Origin of the sequence: Saccharopolyspora thermophila (genome assembly GCF_014646075.1) — a bacterium.
In the GTDB taxonomy this organism is placed as follows: domain Bacteria; phylum Actinomycetota; class Actinomycetes; order Mycobacteriales; family Pseudonocardiaceae; genus Saccharopolyspora; species Saccharopolyspora thermophila.
This window is the reverse complement of sequence record NZ_BMMT01000005.1, coordinates 151,008-167,800: the sequence shown is the minus strand read 5'-3', so window position 1 is coordinate 167,800 and position 16,793 is coordinate 151,008. Positions and strand designations below refer to the sequence as shown.

At 69.9% G+C, this 16,793-nt stretch carries 15 protein-coding genes, 2 tRNA genes and 1 pseudogene; 8 read left to right on the top strand and 10 right to left on the bottom strand.

The annotated features are described in order from the left end of the window. Positions 1–19: 19 nt before the first annotated feature. The 5 genes and pseudogenes from gyrA (at position 20) to IEY17_RS09930 (ending at position 3,899) form a co-directional block, all read left to right on the top strand. A complete protein-coding gene (gene gyrA / locus IEY17_RS09945) occupies positions 20–2,518 on the top strand; it encodes a DNA gyrase subunit A (protein WP_188987020.1) in 2,499 nt (832 codons plus the stop codon). 54 nt (positions 2,519–2,572) lie between these two features. Further along, on the top strand, positions 2,573–3,331 hold the full coding sequence (locus IEY17_RS09940; RefSeq protein WP_188987019.1) for a DUF3566 domain-containing protein: 759 nt from the start codon (positions 2,573–2,575) through the stop codon (positions 3,329–3,331). A 116-nt stretch (positions 3,332–3,447) separates the two neighbouring features. Next, positions 3,448–3,521 (top strand) — tRNA-Ile (locus tag IEY17_RS09935). A 63-nt stretch (positions 3,522–3,584) separates the two neighbouring features. Beyond that, positions 3,585–3,692 (top strand): annotated as a pseudogene (locus IEY17_RS25320) (DLW-39 family protein); the annotation flags it as partial. A 131-nt stretch (positions 3,693–3,823) separates the two neighbouring features. Continuing rightward, positions 3,824–3,899, top strand: a tRNA-Ala gene (locus tag IEY17_RS09930). A gap of 245 nt (positions 3,900–4,144) precedes the next feature. Here IEY17_RS09930 and IEY17_RS09925 read toward each other — a convergent pair. Both IEY17_RS09925 and IEY17_RS09920 read right to left on the bottom strand, forming a co-directional pair. Then, positions 4,145–4,636, bottom strand: a complete 492-nt coding sequence (locus tag IEY17_RS09925; protein ID WP_188987018.1) for an SRPBCC family protein — start codon at positions 4,634–4,636, stop codon at positions 4,145–4,147. 93 nt (positions 4,637–4,729) lie between these two features. Further along, complete coding sequence (locus IEY17_RS09920) at positions 4,730–5,299, bottom strand: hypothetical protein (protein WP_188987017.1); 570 nt, start codon at positions 5,297–5,299, stop codon at positions 4,730–4,732. A gap of 143 nt (positions 5,300–5,442) precedes the next feature. Here IEY17_RS09920 and IEY17_RS09915 point away from each other — a divergent pair, with 143 nt between their 5' ends. Together IEY17_RS09915 and IEY17_RS09910 are read left to right on the top strand one after the other, a co-directional pair. Continuing rightward, a complete protein-coding gene (locus IEY17_RS09915) occupies positions 5,443–5,991 on the top strand; it encodes a peptidylprolyl isomerase (RefSeq protein WP_188987016.1) in 549 nt (182 codons plus the stop codon). Positions 5,992–6,024: 33 nt separating this feature from the next. Next, positions 6,025–6,951 (top strand): rhomboid family intramembrane serine protease, encoded by a 927-nt coding sequence (locus tag IEY17_RS09910; RefSeq protein ID WP_229679992.1) that lies wholly within the window; start codon positions 6,025–6,027, stop codon positions 6,949–6,951. On the opposite strand, the gene IEY17_RS09905 is transcribed toward IEY17_RS09910, so the two are convergent. Next, positions 6,948–7,361 (bottom strand): PH domain-containing protein, encoded by a 414-nt coding sequence (locus IEY17_RS09905; protein WP_229679991.1) that lies wholly within the window; start codon positions 7,359–7,361, stop codon positions 6,948–6,950. The genes IEY17_RS09910 and IEY17_RS09905 overlap by 4 nt on opposite strands. A gap of 153 nt (positions 7,362–7,514) precedes the next feature. Beyond that, positions 7,515–7,781, bottom strand: a complete 267-nt coding sequence (gene crgA, locus IEY17_RS09900) for a cell division protein CrgA (protein WP_188987015.1) — start codon at positions 7,779–7,781, stop codon at positions 7,515–7,517. A gap of 237 nt (positions 7,782–8,018) precedes the next feature. Here crgA and IEY17_RS09895 point away from each other — a divergent pair, with 237 nt between their 5' ends. Next, the gene (locus IEY17_RS09895) at positions 8,019–8,660 is read left to right on the top strand and encodes an aminodeoxychorismate/anthranilate synthase component II (protein ID WP_188987014.1); all 642 of its coding nucleotides are present in this window, start codon (positions 8,019–8,021) and stop codon (positions 8,658–8,660) included. A gap of 56 nt (positions 8,661–8,716) precedes the next feature. Here the strand turns inward: IEY17_RS09895 and pknB are convergent, their stop codons facing one another. From pknB to IEY17_RS09865, 6 genes are read right to left on the bottom strand one after another with little or no spacing between them, the layout of a single operon-like run. Beyond that, entirely contained in the window at positions 8,717–10,678 is a 1,962-nt protein-coding gene (gene pknB, locus IEY17_RS09890; RefSeq protein WP_188987013.1) for a Stk1 family PASTA domain-containing Ser/Thr kinase, read from the bottom strand. After that, positions 10,675–11,997 carry a serine/threonine-protein kinase gene (locus IEY17_RS09885; RefSeq protein WP_188987012.1) on the bottom strand — a complete coding sequence of 441 codons (1,323 nt, stop codon included), beginning with the start codon at positions 11,995–11,997 and terminating at the stop codon, positions 10,675–10,677. Before IEY17_RS09885 ends, pknB begins: the two co-directional genes overlap by 4 nt. Positions 11,998–12,000: 3 nt before the next feature. Further along, the gene (locus IEY17_RS09880; RefSeq protein WP_188987011.1) at positions 12,001–13,455 is read right to left on the bottom strand and encodes a peptidoglycan D,D-transpeptidase FtsI family protein; all 1,455 of its coding nucleotides are present in this window, start codon (positions 13,453–13,455) and stop codon (positions 12,001–12,003) included. After that, positions 13,452–14,876: an FtsW/RodA/SpoVE family cell cycle protein gene (locus tag IEY17_RS09875; protein ID WP_188987010.1), complete on the bottom strand. Its 1,425-nt coding sequence runs from the start codon at positions 14,874–14,876 to the stop codon at positions 13,452–13,454. The genes IEY17_RS09880 and IEY17_RS09875 overlap by 4 nt, the downstream gene beginning before the upstream one ends. Next, positions 14,876–16,330: a PP2C family protein-serine/threonine phosphatase gene (locus IEY17_RS09870; RefSeq protein WP_188987009.1), complete on the bottom strand. Its 1,455-nt coding sequence runs from the start codon at positions 16,328–16,330 to the stop codon at positions 14,876–14,878. Before IEY17_RS09870 ends, IEY17_RS09875 begins: the two co-directional genes overlap by 1 nt. Continuing rightward, positions 16,327–16,791, bottom strand: a complete 465-nt coding sequence (locus IEY17_RS09865) for an FHA domain-containing protein FhaB/FipA (RefSeq protein WP_188987008.1) — start codon at positions 16,789–16,791, stop codon at positions 16,327–16,329. The genes IEY17_RS09870 and IEY17_RS09865 overlap by 4 nt, the downstream gene beginning before the upstream one ends. Between the last annotated feature and the right edge of the window lie 2 nt (positions 16,792–16,793).

Sequence of the window (16,793 nt, the reverse complement as noted above, 5' to 3'; positions counted from 1 at the left end):
CAGCACGAGAAGGACGAGCATGACGGAAATCCTGCCGCCGGAACACGGCCGGATCGAACCGGTCGACCTCCAGCAGGAGATGCAGCGCTCCTACATCGACTACGCGATGAGCGTCATCGTCTCGCGCGCACTGCCCGACGTGCGGGACGGCCTCAAGCCGGTGCACCGCCGCGTCCTGTACGCGATGTACGACTCCGGCTACCGCCCGGACCGCGGTTACGTGAAGTGCTCCCGCGTCGTCGGCGACGTGATGGGTAACTACCACCCGCACAGCGACGCGGCGATCTACGACACCCTGGTCCGCCTGGCGCAGCCGTGGTCGATGCGCCACCCGCTGGTCGACGGCCAGGGCAACTTCGGCTCGCCGGGCAACGACCCGGCCGCGGCCATGCGGTACACCGAGTGCCGTCTGACCCCGTTGGCGATGCACATGCTCGCCGACATCGAAGAGGACACCGTCGACTTCACCGACAACTACGACGGCCGCACCCAGGAACCCACCGTGCTGCCGTCGCGGTTCCCGAACCTGCTGGTCAACGGCGGTGGCGGGATCGCGGTCGGGATGGCCACCAACATCCCGCCGCACAACCTGCGTGAGGTCGCCGACGGCATCGCCTGGGCGCTGGAGAACCCGGAGGCCACCGACGAGGAGCTCCTCGACGCGCTGATGGCGCGGATCAAGGGGCCGGACTTCCCGACCCACGGTCTGATCCTGGGCACCAACGCGATCGCGGACGCCTACCGCACCGGTCGCGGCTCCATCAAGATGCGGGCCGTCGTCACCATCGAGGAGGACAGCAAGGGCCGCACCACGCTGGTCGTCACCGAGCTGCCCTACCAGGTCAACCCGGACAACCTCATCGAGAACATCGCCGCGATGCACCGGGAGGGCAGGCTCACCGGCATCTCGGACATCGCCGACGAGACCAACAGCCGCCGCGGCATGCGGATCGTGATCACGCTGAAGCGCGACGCGATCCCGAAGGTGGTGCTCAACAACCTCTACAAGCACACCCAGCTGCAGACCACCTTCGGCGTCAACATGCTGGCGCTGGTCGACGGGGTGCCGCGCACCCTGCGGCTGGACCAGGTGGTGCGCTACTACGTCAGGCACCAGGTCGAGGTCATCGTCCGGCGCACCCGGTTCCGGCTGCGCAAGGCCGAGGAACGCGCCCACGTCCTGCGCGGTCTGGTCCGGGCGCTGGACATGCTGGACGAGGTCATCGCGCTCATCCGGCGCTCGCCCACGGTGGAGGAGGCGCGCACCGGCCTGATCGAGCTGCTCGACGTGGACGAGATCCAGGCCAACGCGATCCTGGAGATGCAGCTGCGCCGCCTGGCTGCCCTGGAACGGCAGAAGATCGTCGACCAGCTGGCCGAGATCGAGCGGGAGATCGAGGACCTCAAGGACATCCTCGACAAGCCGGAGCGGCAGCGCCGGATCATCCGCGACGAGCTGATGGAGATCGTCGACAAGTACGGCGAGGACCGGCGCACGAAGATCGTCCCGTACGAGGGCGAGGTGTCCATGGAGGACCTCATCGCCGACGAGGACGTGGTCGTCACCATCACCCGCACCGGCTATGCCAAGCGGACCCGGACCGACCTGTACCGGGCGCAGAAGCGCGGCGGCAAGGGCGTGCAGGGCGCGCAGCTGAAGCAGGACGACATCGTCTCGCACTTCTTCGTCTGCTCCACGCACGACTGGATCCTGTTCTTCACCAACAAGGGCCGGGTCTACCGGGCGAAGGCGTACGAGCTGCCCGAGGCCAACCGCACCGCCCGCGGCCAGCACGTGGCGAACCTGCTCGCGTTCCAGCCGGACGAGCACATCGCCCAGGTCATGCAGATCAAGGACTACAACGCGGCCCCGTACCTGGTGCTGGCCACCCGGAACGGGCTGGTGAAGAAGTCCCGGCTGAGCGACTTCGACTCCAACCGATCGGGTGGTCTTATCGGGATCAACCTGAAGGATGACGACGAGCTGGTCGGCGCGGTGCTGTGCTCGGCGGAGGACGACCTGCTGCTGGTGTCGGCCGAGGGCCAGTCGATCCGGTTCCACGCCACCGACGAGGCGCTGCGGCCGATGGGTCGGGCCACGTCAGGCGTGCTGGGCATGCGGTTCAACGACGGGGACGAGCTGCTGGCGATGGGCGTGGTCCGGGCCGGCCGGTTCGTGCTGGTGGCCACCGACGGCGGCTACGCCAAGCGCACCCCGATCGACGACTATCCGGTGCAGGGCCGCGGCGGCAAGGGCGTGCTGACTCTCCAGCACGACCACAAGCGTGGCAGGCTGGTGGGGGCGCTCATCGTCGACATCGATGACGAGCTCTACGCGATCACCTCCACGGGCGGGGTCATCCGGACCACCGCCAAGGAGGTGCGCAAGGCCGGCAGGCAGACGAAGGGGGTTCGTCTGATGAACCTGGACGAGGGGTCCACGCTGGTGGCCATCGCGCGCAACGCCGACGAAGCCGCCGACCCGGACGCTGCGGGGCCGGAGCAGCAGCAGAAGTAACACCGTGGGACACCACGCCGCACAACGCAGCCGACGATCACCGAAGGATCGCTCGTGACACCTTCCGAGAAGCCGGAGTCCGCCGACCCGCAGCAGGATGCGGACCGGGCTCCGGTCAGCACCCAGACAGTCGAGGACAGCACGGGGGCGGTCGCCGAGTCCGGCTCGAAGCAGGAGCAGCCCGCCGACGGCGGGGACACCCTGCACGGCACCGACACGCCGCCGCCGTGGCAGCGCGCGTCGGCAACCGGGGCCGACAGCTCGTCGGCCGCGCCGAGCACGCCGAGCGCCGAGCCCGACGACACGCAGCACATCCCGAAGCAGGTGCAGGACCAGGACACGGTGCGCACCGAGGTGCCCCAGGCCGCGCGGACGACCGTGTCGTTCGCGGGTGCTCCGGGCACCGGCGCCGCGCGCGCCACGGCGGCGTCCGCGCGGCGTCCCAGCCGCGGTCCGCGGCGGGCCAGCCTGCAGATCAAGCGGCTGGACCCGTGGTCGGTGCTCAAGCTCGCGCTGGTGCTGAGCGTGGCGTTGTTCTTCGTGTGGATGATCGCCGTCGCGGTGCTCTACGGCGTGCTGGACGGCATGGGCGTGTGGGACCAGCTCAACGGCACCTTCACCGAGCTCACCCAGCCCGACGACGCGGCCAGCGAGCCGCTGATTAGCGCGGGCCGGGTGTTCGGGGTGGCCTCGATCATCGGCGCGATCAACATCGTGCTGGTGACCGCGCTGGCGACGGTGGCCGCGTTCATCTACAACGTGGCGGCCGACTTCGCCGGCGGCATTGAGGTCACGCTGTCCGAGCGGGAGTGAGCCGCTGACGTGGCGATCCCGGTCCCGGACCGGGATCGCCACGTCCGGCCCGACCGGAAAGGGGACCCCCCGTTTCGGGCGCCGGAAGGCTTCCTGTAATGTTTGAGGCACACCAAGGGCCTATAGCTCAGGCGGTTAGAGCGCTTCGCTGATAACGAAGAGGTCGAAGGTTCAAGTCCTTCTAGGCCCACTGGTCACTATTTCTGATCCGAGAGCGTCACGGTCTGCACGCCGTGCTAGGAGGCGACCGGAAGTGAAGAAGCTGCTCGTACTCGCCGCAGTTGCTGGAGTCGTGCTGTTCGTCATCCGGCGCAACCGTGCTGCCAAGGCCGAGGCCGACCTGTGGCGCGAGGCCACCGCCGAGGCGTGATCGCCTGCCGCTGGGCGCTGTGAAACCGGCTCGGGCGCTGCGAGCTCATGCGTCGAGCCCCGCTCGACGTGGCCGGTAAGCCGTCGCGAGCGTCACCGGTCCTGCGTGGTGCTGCGATGTCCGGGGACGTAGCTCAATTGGCAGAGCACCGCCTTTGCAAGGCGGGGGTTAGGGGTTCGATTCCCCTCGTCTCCACCACGAAAGACCAGGTCAGGGGGACTTGGTCTTTTTTCGTGTTCAGCTACGGGGCGCATTCGGGGCGCATGTAGGGCCCTGCATCCGTTGTTCCGCCGCTGTTCTTCCGAACCCCACTCTTCGGGGGGTTGTTTTTGTTGGTCGTCTGTCTGCTCTCTACGCGCTCGCCGTGGTCGTCTGCCCTCGGCGCCGCCGGACGCCGTGGTCCGGCCCGGCGGCGCCCGGCGGACGAGTCCCGGACGACCGGGCTACTGCTCGGCGGCCGCCCTGATGCGGTCCACCGTCTGCTGCATCGCCTCCTGCAGCTGCTGCCGGCGGAAGTCGAGGAACGTCGCGGCCTTCTCCGGCGGCAGGCTGTCCCGGATCGCCAGCAGGCGGCTGGGCGGCTGCTTCATCCGGAACCGCTGGGTCAGCGTGCAGCCGTCACCGTCCGGCTCCAGCTCGAAGGACCACACCGAGTTGTCCGGCGTGGGGGAGTGGCTCAGCACCGCCCAGGCGAAGCGGCGCCCCGGCTCGGCCGCGATCACCTCGCACTCGGCCGTCCAGTGCCGGTCGCGGTTCTGGTTGTGGCCCTCGAACCGCGCGCCCACGGTCCCCGGCTCACCGGACAACCACCGGCCGCCGACGCACTCCGGGCTCCACTCGCCCATGCGCGTGATGTCGCTGGCGATCCGGTACACCTCGGCCGCTGGGGCCGCCACCCGCGTCGACGCGCTCAGGTCGTAGCTCTGCTCGCTCATGCCTTGCATCGTCGCCAGCAGGACGACCCGCGCGCATGTGATGTGCGCAACAAGGAGGCCAGAGTCGCGGTTCGGCCCCGGCCTCCGGTCAGCTCAGCGCGACCGCTCCGGTGCGTCGACCGGGGAGTCCGCCTGCGTCGGCACGTCCGCGCGTTCCGCGCGGTGCCGCGCCTTGGTGTTGCGCTGGGCGAAGTCGTCCTCACCAGCCACCGGCAGCTCCTCGGGGCGGCGGGAGAACGCCACCGCCACCGCGACGACCATCCCGGTCAGCACCAGCAGCGCCCACGGCCACCGGCGGCGGCGCCGACGCAGCGACGGGTCGATGCGGGCGGCGAGCTCCTTGCGGGCCGCCACGGCGTTCTTCGCGAGCTGCTTGCGCGACCGCGCCGCCTTCCGCTCCCACTGGCGGCGCGCCTTCCGGCTGCGCTTGGCCAGCTCCCGGCGGGACATGCCGGTGGCGCGTTGCGCGATCAGCTCCGGCAGCTCTTCGGTGGAGATGCCACGGCTGGCGAGTTCCTGCTCCGCGCGGGCCGCGGCCTGGCGGGACAGCGCCATCCCCACCGCACCGGCGCGTCGGGCGCCGAGGCGCGCCGACCGCAGACCCGTCCCGAGCGCTCTGCCCACGCGTTCACCAGCTCGGGCCATAGCCTTCACCTCGTCCATCGTGCGTTGCCTCCTTGGCCCGGCGTTCGCCGGTCGACGTCATCACCCATGTCCACGGCGCCGACACCGCGAGACAGGCGGCGATCAGCCCCCATACTGCACCCAGAAGCCGCGATCGGCCTGTTCGATGGCAGGATGGTCGAGTGGCTGAAGACAACGGATCGCTCGTCGGGACGAAGGTGACCGCGACCCTGCACACCTCGCAGGGCGACATCCGGATCAACCTGTTCCCCGACAAGGCGCCCAAGACTGTGAAGAACTTCGTGGGCCTCGCCGAAGGGACCAAGGACTACTCCGCGCCGAACGCCAAGGGCGAGCGTTCGGGGCCGTTCTACGACGGGGTGATCTTCCACCGCGTCATCGAGGGCTTCATGATCCAGACCGGTGACCCGACCGGTACCGGACGCGGTGGCCCCGGCTACCAGTTCGCCGACGAGTTCCACCCGGAGCTGCAGTTCGACAAGCCGTACCTGCTGGCGATGGCGAACGCGGGGCCGAACACCAACGGATCGCAGTTCTTCATCACCGTGGCGGCCACCAACTGGCTGAACTTCAAGCACACGATCTTCGGCGAGGTGGCCGACCAGGCGTCGCGGGACGTGGTGGACTCGATCGCCCGCACGCCGACCGGGAAGAACGACCGCCCGGTCACCGACATCGTCATCGAGAAGGTTTCGATCGAACGCGGCTGACGCCGCCGCCGACCCAGAGGGCAGGTCCTCCACGTGACTGTTCCGCCCGGATCGTGGCCCGGGGCGGACGGGGCGCCGCCGCAGCTGCCGACCTGCGTCCGGCACCCGGACCGCCCCACCGGGCTGCGCTGCACCCGGTGCGAGCGCCCGGCGTGCCCGGCGTGCCTGCGTGAGGCCGCCGTCGGCTACCAATGCGTCGACTGCGTGGCGCAGGGGCGCCGGGTGGCCCGGCAACCGGTGACGGTGGCCGGGGCCAGGCTGTCCGACAAACCGATCCTGGTGCCGCTGCTGATCGCCGCGAACGTGGTGGTCTTCGTGCTCACGGCGGTGCAGGCGGGCAGCCCCACCGCCAACCACACGGCCGCGCTGTTCGACGATTTCGCGCTGTGGCCGGTGCTGGTCGCGGGCGGGCAGTGGTGGCGCCTGATCACCTCGGGCTTTCTGCACCTCGGCCTGCTGCACCTGGCGCTGAACATGATCGCGCTGTGGGTGATCGGCCGGGACCTGGAGCTGGTGCTCGGGCGGGTGCGGTTCGCCGCGGTGTACTTCCTGTCGCTACTCGGCGGCAGCGCGGCGGTGTTCGTGTTCGGCGATGCCGTGCAGCCGGTGGCCGGTGCGTCCGGCGCGGTGTACGGGCTGATGGGCGGGATCGCGATCGCCGCGCTGCGGCTGAAGGTCAGCCTGCGGCCGGTGCTTGCGGTGATCGCGCTGAACATCGTGGCCAGCGTGGTCATCCCGAACGTCTCGCTGCTGGGGCACCTCGGCGGCCTGGCGCTCGGCGTGGCCGCGACGGCCGCGCTGGTCTACGCGCCGCGGAACCGGCGGGTGCTGGTCCAGACCGGGGGTCTGGTCGCGTTGCTGCTGGTGCTGGTGGCGGTGCTGGTGACCCGGGACGCGCAGTTCGGGAACGTGGTCTGTTTCGGCTCGGGTGCCGAGACGCGCTGCGATCTGGGCGGCTAGCGGCGCAGGTCGTGCAGGGCGTCGGCGACGTCCTGCGGATCCGCACCGAGGTCGAGCCGGGTGAGCACCACCAGGTCGGCGTCGGTGTCCAGCTCCAGGGACTGCACCATGCGGCCGAGCCGCCGGTCGCGGCGCACCCGGATGGTCACCGTCGGCCAGGACCAGCGTCGCTCGCCCCGCACCCCGCGGACGGTGATGCCGCTGCGGTCGGCCTCCAGCCGAGGTCGGCAGATGCTGGCGTGCGCGGACACCGCGGCCAGGGCGAGCACGATGGCGCCGATGAACACCCGGTCCACGGCGGTGTCGGCGAGCAGCAGCCACGCCGCCGCGAGGGCCGCGAGGACCCACCCGGCCGCGACGAGGCCCACCGGGGTCGCCCACTGCAGAGGTCCGTCCGAGTGCTCATCCACCGTTGTCCACCGGTTACCCGCGAGTTATCCACAGGGCTTATCCCCAATGGGGATGAGTTACACCCATGTCGTTCACTAACCACACGTCAGGAGATCCACGGGACGGGTGAGCCCCGCCAGGGATGGCTCCTCCCGGACGCCGATCACCCGCGATCAGCGCCAGCGCATCGTCATCAGTAGTCCGATGATCATGAACGCGAAGCCGACCGCGAAGTTCCACCCGCCCAGCTCGGCCATGAACGAGATCTTGTCGCCCGCGATGTAGTTGACCACCAGCCAGAGCAGGCCGATCAACATCATGCCGAGCATCACGGCGACGTAGATGGGGTGCGACGGGCCGACCGCCTTCGCCTTCACCGGCGTGCGTCGATCCGTCACCGGGGTAGAGGAGTCCTTCTTGCGGACCTTGGACTTCGGCATGGGTGTGTCCTCGCCAGGTGGTGGCCGTGGTCGGGCGGACCGCACCGAGGATTCCCGCGCCGGGGACGGGGAGGGCGACACCTCCCACGGTGCGGCTCGTGTTCCACGTACCACGTTAACGTAATCACAATCCGGATCCCGCACCGACCGACCGGCCGCAGCTGCCGCACCACCCGCTGCGGGCAACCACGGACCAGGGGCGCGCGGTCGCCGCGCCGATCCGCGTACGCTGGGCGGGTGCGCGTACTCGTCGTCGACAACTACGACAGCTTCGTCTACAACCTGGTGCAGTACCTCGCCCAGCTCGGCGCGGACTGCGTGGTGCGCCGCAACGACGTCGTCACCGACGACGAGGTGGCCGCCGCCGATGGTGTCCTGCTCAGCCCCGGACCCGGCACACCGGACCGCGCCGGGCGCACCATGGAACTCGTCGAGCGCTGCGCCGCCGAGCGCCGACCGGTGTTCGGCGTGTGCCTCGGCCACCAGGCCATCGGTGCGGTGTGGGGCGGCGTCGTCGAGCGGGCGCCCGAGTTGCTGCACGGCAAGGTCAGCGAGATCCACCACTCCGGCACCGGGGTGTTCGCGGGGCTGCCCGAGCCGTTCATCGCGACCCGCTACCACTCGCTGATCGTCCGCGCCGACACCATCCCGGACGAGTTCGAGATCACCGCGCGGACCGCGTCCGGCATCGTGATGGGCATGCGCCACCGGGAGCTGCCGGTGGAGGGCGTCCAGTTCCACCCCGAGTCGGTCCTCACCGACGGCGGGCACCGCATGCTGGCGAACTGGATGGCCGCGGCCGGGCACCCGGTCGACGAGCGCCTGGTCGCCGAGCTGGAACGCGGCATGCGCGAGGTGGCCGCCGCAGCGCACCGCTGACCCTGGAACGAGCGGGTGCCCCTCGACACCCGGTCGAGGGGCACCCGCTCACTCGCTCAGCCGAACGACGGGAAGATGCCGCCGTCGGACGGGGTGCTGGTCGGCGACGACGAGTCGTACCGGCCGATGTAGATCGTGACCGCCTGGTTCCGGCTGATCTTCTGGTTCGCGGCCGGCGACGAGCTGATCACCTTGTCGTCCATGTTCGGGTCGGTCGTCGACTGCTTGACCTCGTTGATCGTGCCGTTCCAGCCCCGCGCCCGCAGCGTGGCCTCCGCCTCGTCGGCCGACATGCCGCGCAAATCCGGCATGCTGATCTGCTGGCCGTTGGACACCACCAGCAACACCACCGAACCGGGCCGGGCCTTGGTGCCGCCCGCCGGGTTCTGGTCGATCACCGTCTCAGCCGGCTGGTCGGAGTCGACGACCCTTCGCTGCACCTGGAACCCGGCGCCTTCCAGGAACGCCTTGGCCGTCTCGTAGGGCATGCCCCGGACGCTCCCGACGCTGACCGTCTCGATCTCCTTGCCGAGGGTCACGCTGATCGTGGTGTTCTTGGCGACGCCGCCGCGGGGACTCCAGTCGATGATCTTGCCGACCAGGGAGCTGTCGCTAGTCTCCTGGTACTTCGGGTTCAGGTTGAGCTTCAGGCCGTGCGCCTCGAGCGTCTCCGACGCCTCGGTCATGTCCATGCCCTTCAGGTTCGGGACCTGCACGGTCTCCGGGCCCATCCCGACGCACAGCACGATCTGCTGGCTGCCCTTGACGACCGGGTTCGGCCACGGCGGAGTCTGGTTGACCACCCGGTTGACCGCATCGACGGTCGATGCGCAGTCGGTGAACCGCACGACGTCGCCCCAGCCCGTCTCCGCGGCCTCCGCCTGCGCCGCCGCCTTCTCCTTGCCGACGAAGTTCGGCGGGACCTCGCCCTTCGGTTGGCTCTGGAACAGGCTGGTGGCCAACCACGCCGCGAGCGCGAAGACCACCACGCACGCCGCGGTGACCAGCGCGATCAGCCAGTGCTTGCGGCGCTTGCGCTCCTGCGCGGGGGCGACCTCCTCCGGCTTGGCGCGCTCCGCGGAGCGGTGCCGACCGGGCGGCAGCAGCTCGGTCGCGGAGGTCTGGGTGAGCATCGCGGTCCGCTCCTCCTCCGACATGATCATCGGAGCCTTCGGGCGCTGCCCGGACAGCACCCGGACCAGGTCGGCGCGCATCTCCGCGGCCGACTGGTAGCGGTTGGCGGGGTTCTTGCTCAGCGCCTTGAGCACCACCGCGTCCAGCGACGCGGGCACCGTGGCGTTGACGTCGGACGGCTTGCGGGGCTCCTCCCGCACGTGCTGGTAGGCGACCGCGACCGGGGAGTCACCGGTGAACGGCGGCTCGCCGGTGAGCAGCTCGAACAGCACGCAGCCGGAGGCGTAGACGTCGCTGCGGGCGTCCACCGCCTCGCCGCGCGCCTGCTCCGGCGACAGGTACTGCGCGGTGCCGATCACCGCCGCGGTCTGCGTCACCGCGGCCTGCCCGTCGGCCAGCGCGCGGGCGATGCCGAAGTCCATCACCTTCACCGCGCCGGAGCGGGTGATCATGATGTTGGCCGGCTTCACGTCCCGGTGCACGATGCCGTGCCGGTGGCTGAAGTCCAGCGCGGCTGACGCGTCCGCCATGACCTCCATGGCCCGCCGCGGCGCCAGCGGCCCCTCGGTCTTGACGATGTCGCGCAGCGTCCGGCCGTCGACGTACTCCATGACGATGTAGGGCAGCGGCCCGTTCTCCGACTCCGTCTCGCCGGTGTCGTAGACCGCCACGATGGCCGGGTGGTTCAGCGCCGCCGCGTTCTGCGCCTCGCGCCGGAACCGCAGCTGGAACGTCGGGTCGCGGGCCAGGTCCGCGCGCAGGATCTTCACCGCGACGTCCCGGCTTAGACGGGTGTCGCGGCCGCGGAAGACCTCCGACATGCCGCCGTATCCGAGAGTCTCACCGAGCTCGTAGCGGTTGGAGAGAAGTCGAGGCGAACTCATCGAAGCGTCGTTCCGATCCTTGTCAACGATCGTCCCATCACGTGCGTTGCGCCGGCCGGTGGTGCAGCACCCAGGTCCGGTGCCTCCCCGACTTCGGTCGACCACCCCACCAGGTCCGGCCCGGTGGCCTGCCGCGGCACGGTGTGGCCCGGAGCGGCGGCGGGGGAGACCGGGCCGGTGCCGAGACCGAGGTCGCCGCGGTCGACGACCCAGAGGGTGATCAGCCCGACGGCGGCCAGCAGGGCCACCGCCAGCACCGCCGCGAGCACCCACAGCACGACCCTGTTGCCGCGCGACGCGCCCGACGGCGGCGGCAGTTGCGGCGCGGGCGCCTGCGGCGGGATCAGCCCCGGCGGATAGGTGTTGCCCATCGGCGGGAAGTGCGATCCAGTGACCTGGGGCACCCCGGTGTTGGCGGGCACACCGACGTTGAGCTGCTGGCGCTGCTGCTGCGGGACCAGCGTCGACGGCATCGGCAACGGCAGTCCGGCGCGCACCGCGGCGACCGCGTTGGCGAACTCGCCGCCGTCGGCGTAGCGTCGCCGCGGGTCCTTCACCAGCGTCGTCTCGATCAGCGCGCGCACACCCGGCGGCACGTCCGGCGGCAGCGGTGGCGCGATGTCGCGGATGTGCATCATCGCGACCGTCACCGCGTTCTCGGACCGGAAGGGGCGGTGGCCCATCAGGCACTCGTACCCGACCACGGCCAGCGAGTACACGTCGCTGGCCGGCGTCGCGTCGTTGCCCAGCGCCTGCTCCGGAGCGATGTAGTGCGCGGTGCCCATCACCATCCCGGACCGGGTCACCGGTGCCGCGTCGGCTGCCTTCGCGAGCCCGAAGTCGGTCAGCTTCACCTTGCCGTCGGGAGTGATGAGGATGTTGCCCGGCTTGACGTCGCGGTGCACCAGGCCGCGCTCGTGTGCGGCCTGCAGCGCCCGCCCCGCCTGCTCCAGCATGTCCAGCGTGTGGTCGGTGTTGATCCGGCCCTCGCGGGCCAGGATCGCGGCCAGCGGCTCGCCCTCGACCAGCTCCATCACCAGGTAGGCGGTGTCCTCTGGGCCGTCCGGGATGGCCGCGGTCTCGCCGTAGTCGTGCACGGCGGCGATGCCGGGGTGGTTCAGAGACGCGGTGGTGCGGGCCTCGGTGCGAAAGCGGTGCAGGAACTCCGCGTCACCGCACAGCTCCGCCTTGAGCACCTTGATGGCCACGGTGCGGTCCAGCCGCACGTCCACCGCCTGCCACACCTCGCCCATGCCGCCGACGGCGATGCGGTTGCCCAGCCGGTACCGGTCGGCGAGTAACTGGCCGGAGGTCAGCACTGGTCAGCCACCTCCCTGCAGACCGGCCCGGATGACCTCCCGGCCGATCGGCGCGGCAATCGAACCACCGGTGGCCTCGGCGCCCTCGTCGCCACCGTTCTCCACGATCACCGCCACGGCGATAACCGGGTTCTCCGCCGGGGCGAACGCCACGTACCAGCCGTGCGGTTTGTCCTCGGCGTCGCCGTGCTGCGCGGTACCCGTCTTGGACGCGATCGTGATGCCGGAGATCTTGCCGACGCCCTTGGTGTTCTTCTCCGACTTGATCATCATGTCGCGGATCATGCGCGCGATCTGCGGCGAGACGGCCTGGTTCATCTCCTCCGGCCGGAAGGAGTCCAGCTCCTCCATGTCGGGGGCACGGGTGGCCTTCACCAGCTGCGGCTTCATCAGCTTGCCGCCGTTGGCGATGGCCGCGGCCACCATCGCGTTCTGCAGCGGGGTGACGCGCACGTCGCGCTGCCCGATGCCGCTCTGGTACAGCGCGGCGGCGTCGGCCATCTCGCCCAGGCTGGAATCGGCCACGCTCATCGGGATCTGCAGGTCCTGACCGAAGCCGAAGGCTGCGGCGGTCTCCCGCATCTTCTGCGCCCCCACCTCGCCGGCGATCTTGGCGAACGCGGTGTTGCAGGAGTGCGCCAGCGCCTCGGTCAGGGTGTTGCCCGCGCACTGCCTGTTGCCGTAGTTCGGCAGCGGGGTGCTCGTGTGGGGCAGGATGATCGACGCGGCGTCCTCGACCCTGCTGTCGGGCGTGTAGCCGTTCTGCAGCGCGGCCGCCGTGGTGATCAGCTTGAACGTCGAGCCCGGCGGGTAGATCTCGGACACCGCCCGGTTGGCCATCGGCCGTTTCGGGTCGTCCTCCAGCTGCCGCCAATGCGCGGCGTCCTCGTTGCGGTTCGTCGAGGTCAGCAGGTTCGGGTCGTAGGACGGTGCGTTGACCATGGCCAGGATCTCGCCGGTGGACGGGTTCAGCGCCACCACCGAGCCCTGGTAGCCCTTGCTGGTCAGCTGCTCGTAGGCCACCTGTTGGATCGCCGGGTTGATGGTCAGCTCCACGCTGCCGCCACGCGGCTTGTTCCCGGTGATCATGTCCGAGAACCGGCCGAACGCCAGGCTGTCGTCGGTACCGTTGAGGATCTTGTCCTCGGCCCGCTCGATGCCGTTGGAGCCGTAGAAGAACGAGTAGAACCCGGTGACCGGCGCGAACACGGGGCCGTGCGGGTAGGTCCGCTTGAACTTGTAGCGCTCGTGGTCGCTGGCCACCGAGTTGGCCAGCGACTGGCCCCCGGCGATGATCTGGCCGCGCTCCCGCGAGTACTCCGCGAGCTGGCTGCGGACGTTGCGCGCGTCGTCGCTGAGCTCGTCGGCCTTGATGACCTGGACGTAGGTCGCGTTGCCCATCAGCAACACGACCATCGCCATCATGGCCAGCGCCACCCGGCGCAGCGGCTTGTTCATCGAGGACGCTCCACCAACTCGGTATGCGCTTCCGCGATCGGCGCCTGCTTCGGCTTCGGCTTCGGCGGAGTCTGCGGGCGGCGAGCCGCGTCGGAGATCCGCAGCAGCAGCGCGATCAGCATGTAGTTCGCCAGCATCGACGAACCACCGGAGGCCAGGAACGGCGCGGTCAGACCGGTCATCGGGATCAGCCCGGTGACCCCGCCGGTGACCACGAACAACTGCAGCGCGATGGTGAACGACAGACCACCGGCGAACAGCTTGCCGAACGAGTCGCGCACCGCCAGCGCACTACGCAGGCCCCGCATCATCAGCAGCAGGTACACCATCAGCAGCGCCATCAGCCCGGCCAGGCCGAGCTCCTCGGCCAGCGACGGGATGATGAAGTCGCTGAACGACAGCGGCGTGATCTGCGGCATGCCGGCGCCGAGGCCGGTGCCGTCGATGCCGCCGTGCGCCATCCCGAACAGCGCGGTGCGCAGCTGGTAGCCGGGATCGCGCGCGCCGTCGGGGACCCGCACCATCGGGTCCAGCCAGCTGTTCACCCGGTCCTGCACGTGGTCGAACAGGTTGAACGCCACGAGGCAACCCAGCGCGAACATCGACAGGCCGAGGAACACCCACACCGCGCGCTCGGTGGCGATGTAGATCATCACCAGCACGATGCCGAAGAACAGCAGCGAGGTGCCCAGGTCCTTCTCCAGCACCACGATGCCGATGGACAGCAGCCAGGCCGCGATCACCGGCATCAGGTCGCGGGGCCGCGGCCAGTCCACGCCGAGGAACCGTTTGCCCGCCGTGGTGAACAGCTCCCGCTTCGACACCAGGAACGAGGCGAAGAAGATCAGCAGCAGGATCTTCGCGAACTCGTTGGGCTGGATCGACACGAAGCCGAGATTGATCCACAGCTTCGCGCCGTTGGCCTCGGAGATGCTCGACGGCAGCAGACCGGGCAGGGCCAGCAGCGCCAGCCCCACGAATCCGCAGGTGTAGCCGTACTGTGCGAGCGTTCGGTGGTCCTTGACGAACACCAGGACCAGCACGAACAGCACCACGCCCGCCGTGGTGAACACGATCTGCTTCGGCGTGTACGGGAACCCGACCACCTCGGCCAGGTCGAGCCGGTGCAGCATCACCAGGCCCATCCCGTTGATCAACGCCACCAGGGGCAGGATCAGCGGGTCGGCGTACGGAGCCCATCGGCGCACCGCGAAGTGCGCGGCACCGTAGAGCGCGAGAAACGCCAGCCCGTAGAAGAACAGCTCCCGGGTGATCGTCTGCTCCTGGGAGATTTCCACCAGGATCAGCGCTGCCGTGGTGATCACCGCGGAGCAGACGAGCATGAACAGTTCGGTGCCCCGCCGAGTCGTGACTCGCGGGGCCCCGCTGGTCGCTCCGGTCGCGGCCGTCGGCTGTGGCATCAGCTCACCATCCGGCAGGTCACGCCGGGCTTCTGCTCCTCCGGCACCAGCGGAGTGGCTTCCGAGCCCGGCTCCGGCGCCTGGGGCTCACCCGAAGCCGGGGGCTCGCCCGAAGCCTGGGGCTTGCCCGAAGCCGGGGGCTCGCCCGAGGCCGGGGGCTGCCCGGGCGGCGGCGTCTGGCTGCTCGGCGTCGGATTCGGCGTCGGTGTGGGTTGCGGTTGCGGGCACTCCGGCAGCAGCGCGGTCATCCGCAGTCGCCGCATCGCCTCGCGGGCGTCCTGCAGCCCGTTGACCTCGGTGATGCCGTTACGCACGTCCGGGCGCTGGGCTTCCTGCAGGTCCCCGACCTTGATCGGCTTGCAGTCGGGTGCCGAGTCCGGCGGGCACGACGTCTCGACCTGCCAGCTCAGTGACACGCCGAGCACACTGCCCTGCACTCCCTGGAAGATCACCACCTCGTCGGCGCTGTTCGCACCGATGTAGTACTGGTTGAGCACCCACCAACGCCCACCCAGCGCACCTGCTGCCAACACGATGAGCACGCCGCACGTCACCAGCAGCCAGCGCAGCCAACGCCGCTTGCGCGGCTGCTCCGGCGGCGGTGAGGTGGGCTCGAAACGCTGCGGCTGCGGCCGCGGCATGGTCACCGCGGAAGCGCGCGCCGCAGACGAATCAGGTCGCGGGTGCTCATCGCCATTTCCCGCCGCGCCCCCGACGATCGGGGCGTCGTCGCCGAACTCCACGTCGACGACATCGGCGATGATCACGGTCACGTTGTCCGGGCCGCCGCCCTTGAGGGCGAGCTCGATCATTCGGTCCGCGCACTGCTGCGGGTCCGGGATGCGCAACGCTTCGGCCATCGTCTCCGTGCTGACCGGGCCGGTCAGGCCGTCCGAGCACAGCAGGTAGCGGTCGCCGGCGCGCGCCTCCCGGATCGCCAGGCTCGGTTCCACCTCGTGGCCGGTCAACGCGTGCAGCAGCAGCGAGCGCTGCGGGTGGTTGGCGGCCTCCTCCTCGGTGATCCGGCCTTCGTCGATCAGCGACTGCACGAAGGTGTCGTCGTGGGTTATCTGGGTCAGCTCGCCGTTGCGGACCAGGTACGCCCGGGAGTCGCCGATGTGCACCAACCCCAGCTTGCTGCCCGCGAACAGCACAGCGGTGAGGGTGGTGCCCATCCCTTCCAGGTCCGGGTCGTTGGCCACCAGCTCGGCGATCGCGTTGTTGCCGGCCAGCACCGCGTCGCGGAGCTGGCCCAGCAGATCGTCGCCGGGTTCGTCGTCGTCCAACGGCGCCAACGCCGCGATGACGACCTTGCTGGCGACCTCGCCGGCGGCATGGCCACCCATGCCGTCCGCAAGGGCGAGTAGTCGTGGGCCGGCATAGACCGAGTCCTGGTTGTTCGAACGAACCAGACCGCGGTCGCTGCGGGCTGCGTAATGAAGGACGAGGGTCATGAGCGCAGCTCGATCACCGTCTTGCCGATTCTGATCGGAACGCCGAGCGGGACCTTGGTCGGCCCCGTGACCTTCGCCCGATCGAGGTATGTGCCGTTAGTGGAGCCCAGATCCTCCACGTACCAGTCCGATCCCCGCAGCGACAGCCTCGCGTGCCGGGTCGACGCGTAGTCGTCGTCGAGGACCAACGTGGAGTCGTCCGCCCGGCCGATGAGGATCGGCCGACCGTCCAGGGAAATGCGCGTTCCGGCGAGAGCACCGTGCGTCACCACCATCTGGCGGGGCGCCCTGCTCTTGCCCCGGGCCTGCTTGCCCGGGAGCCGACCCGCACCTGGCATCGGGACCCGCATCCCGGACGCCGAGTAGAGGTCCGAGCGAACCACGCGAAGCGCAGCCAGCACGAACAACCAGAGCAGGGCGAGAAACCCTGCTCTGGTCAGCTGAATCACCAGCTCTGGCACCT

Bases quoted from the DNA above. Each gene is read 5' to 3' on its own strand.
- gyrA (WP_188987020.1), top strand. From the start codon at position 20: ATGACGGAAATCCTGCCGCCGGAACACGGCCGGATCGAACCGGTCGAC.
- IEY17_RS09925 (WP_188987018.1), bottom strand. From the start codon at position 4,636: ATGAGCGAGCAGAGCTACGACCTGAGCGCGTCGACGCGGGTGGCGGCC.
- IEY17_RS09920 (WP_188987017.1), bottom strand. From the start codon at position 5,299: ATGGACGAGGTGAAGGCTATGGCCCGAGCTGGTGAACGCGTGGGCAGA.
- crgA (WP_188987015.1), bottom strand. From the start codon at position 7,781: ATGCCGAAGTCCAAGGTCCGCAAGAAGGACTCCTCTACCCCGGTGACG.
- pknB (WP_188987013.1), bottom strand. From the start codon at position 10,678: ATGAGTTCGCCTCGACTTCTCTCCAACCGCTACGAGCTCGGTGAGACT.
- IEY17_RS09880 (WP_188987011.1), bottom strand. From the start codon at position 13,455: ATGAACAAGCCGCTGCGCCGGGTGGCGCTGGCCATGATGGCGATGGTC.
- IEY17_RS09875 (WP_188987010.1), bottom strand. From the start codon at position 14,876: ATGCCACAGCCGACGGCCGCGACCGGAGCGACCAGCGGGGCCCCGCGA.
- IEY17_RS09870 (WP_188987009.1), bottom strand. From the start codon at position 16,330: ATGACCCTCGTCCTTCATTACGCAGCCCGCAGCGACCGCGGTCTGGTT.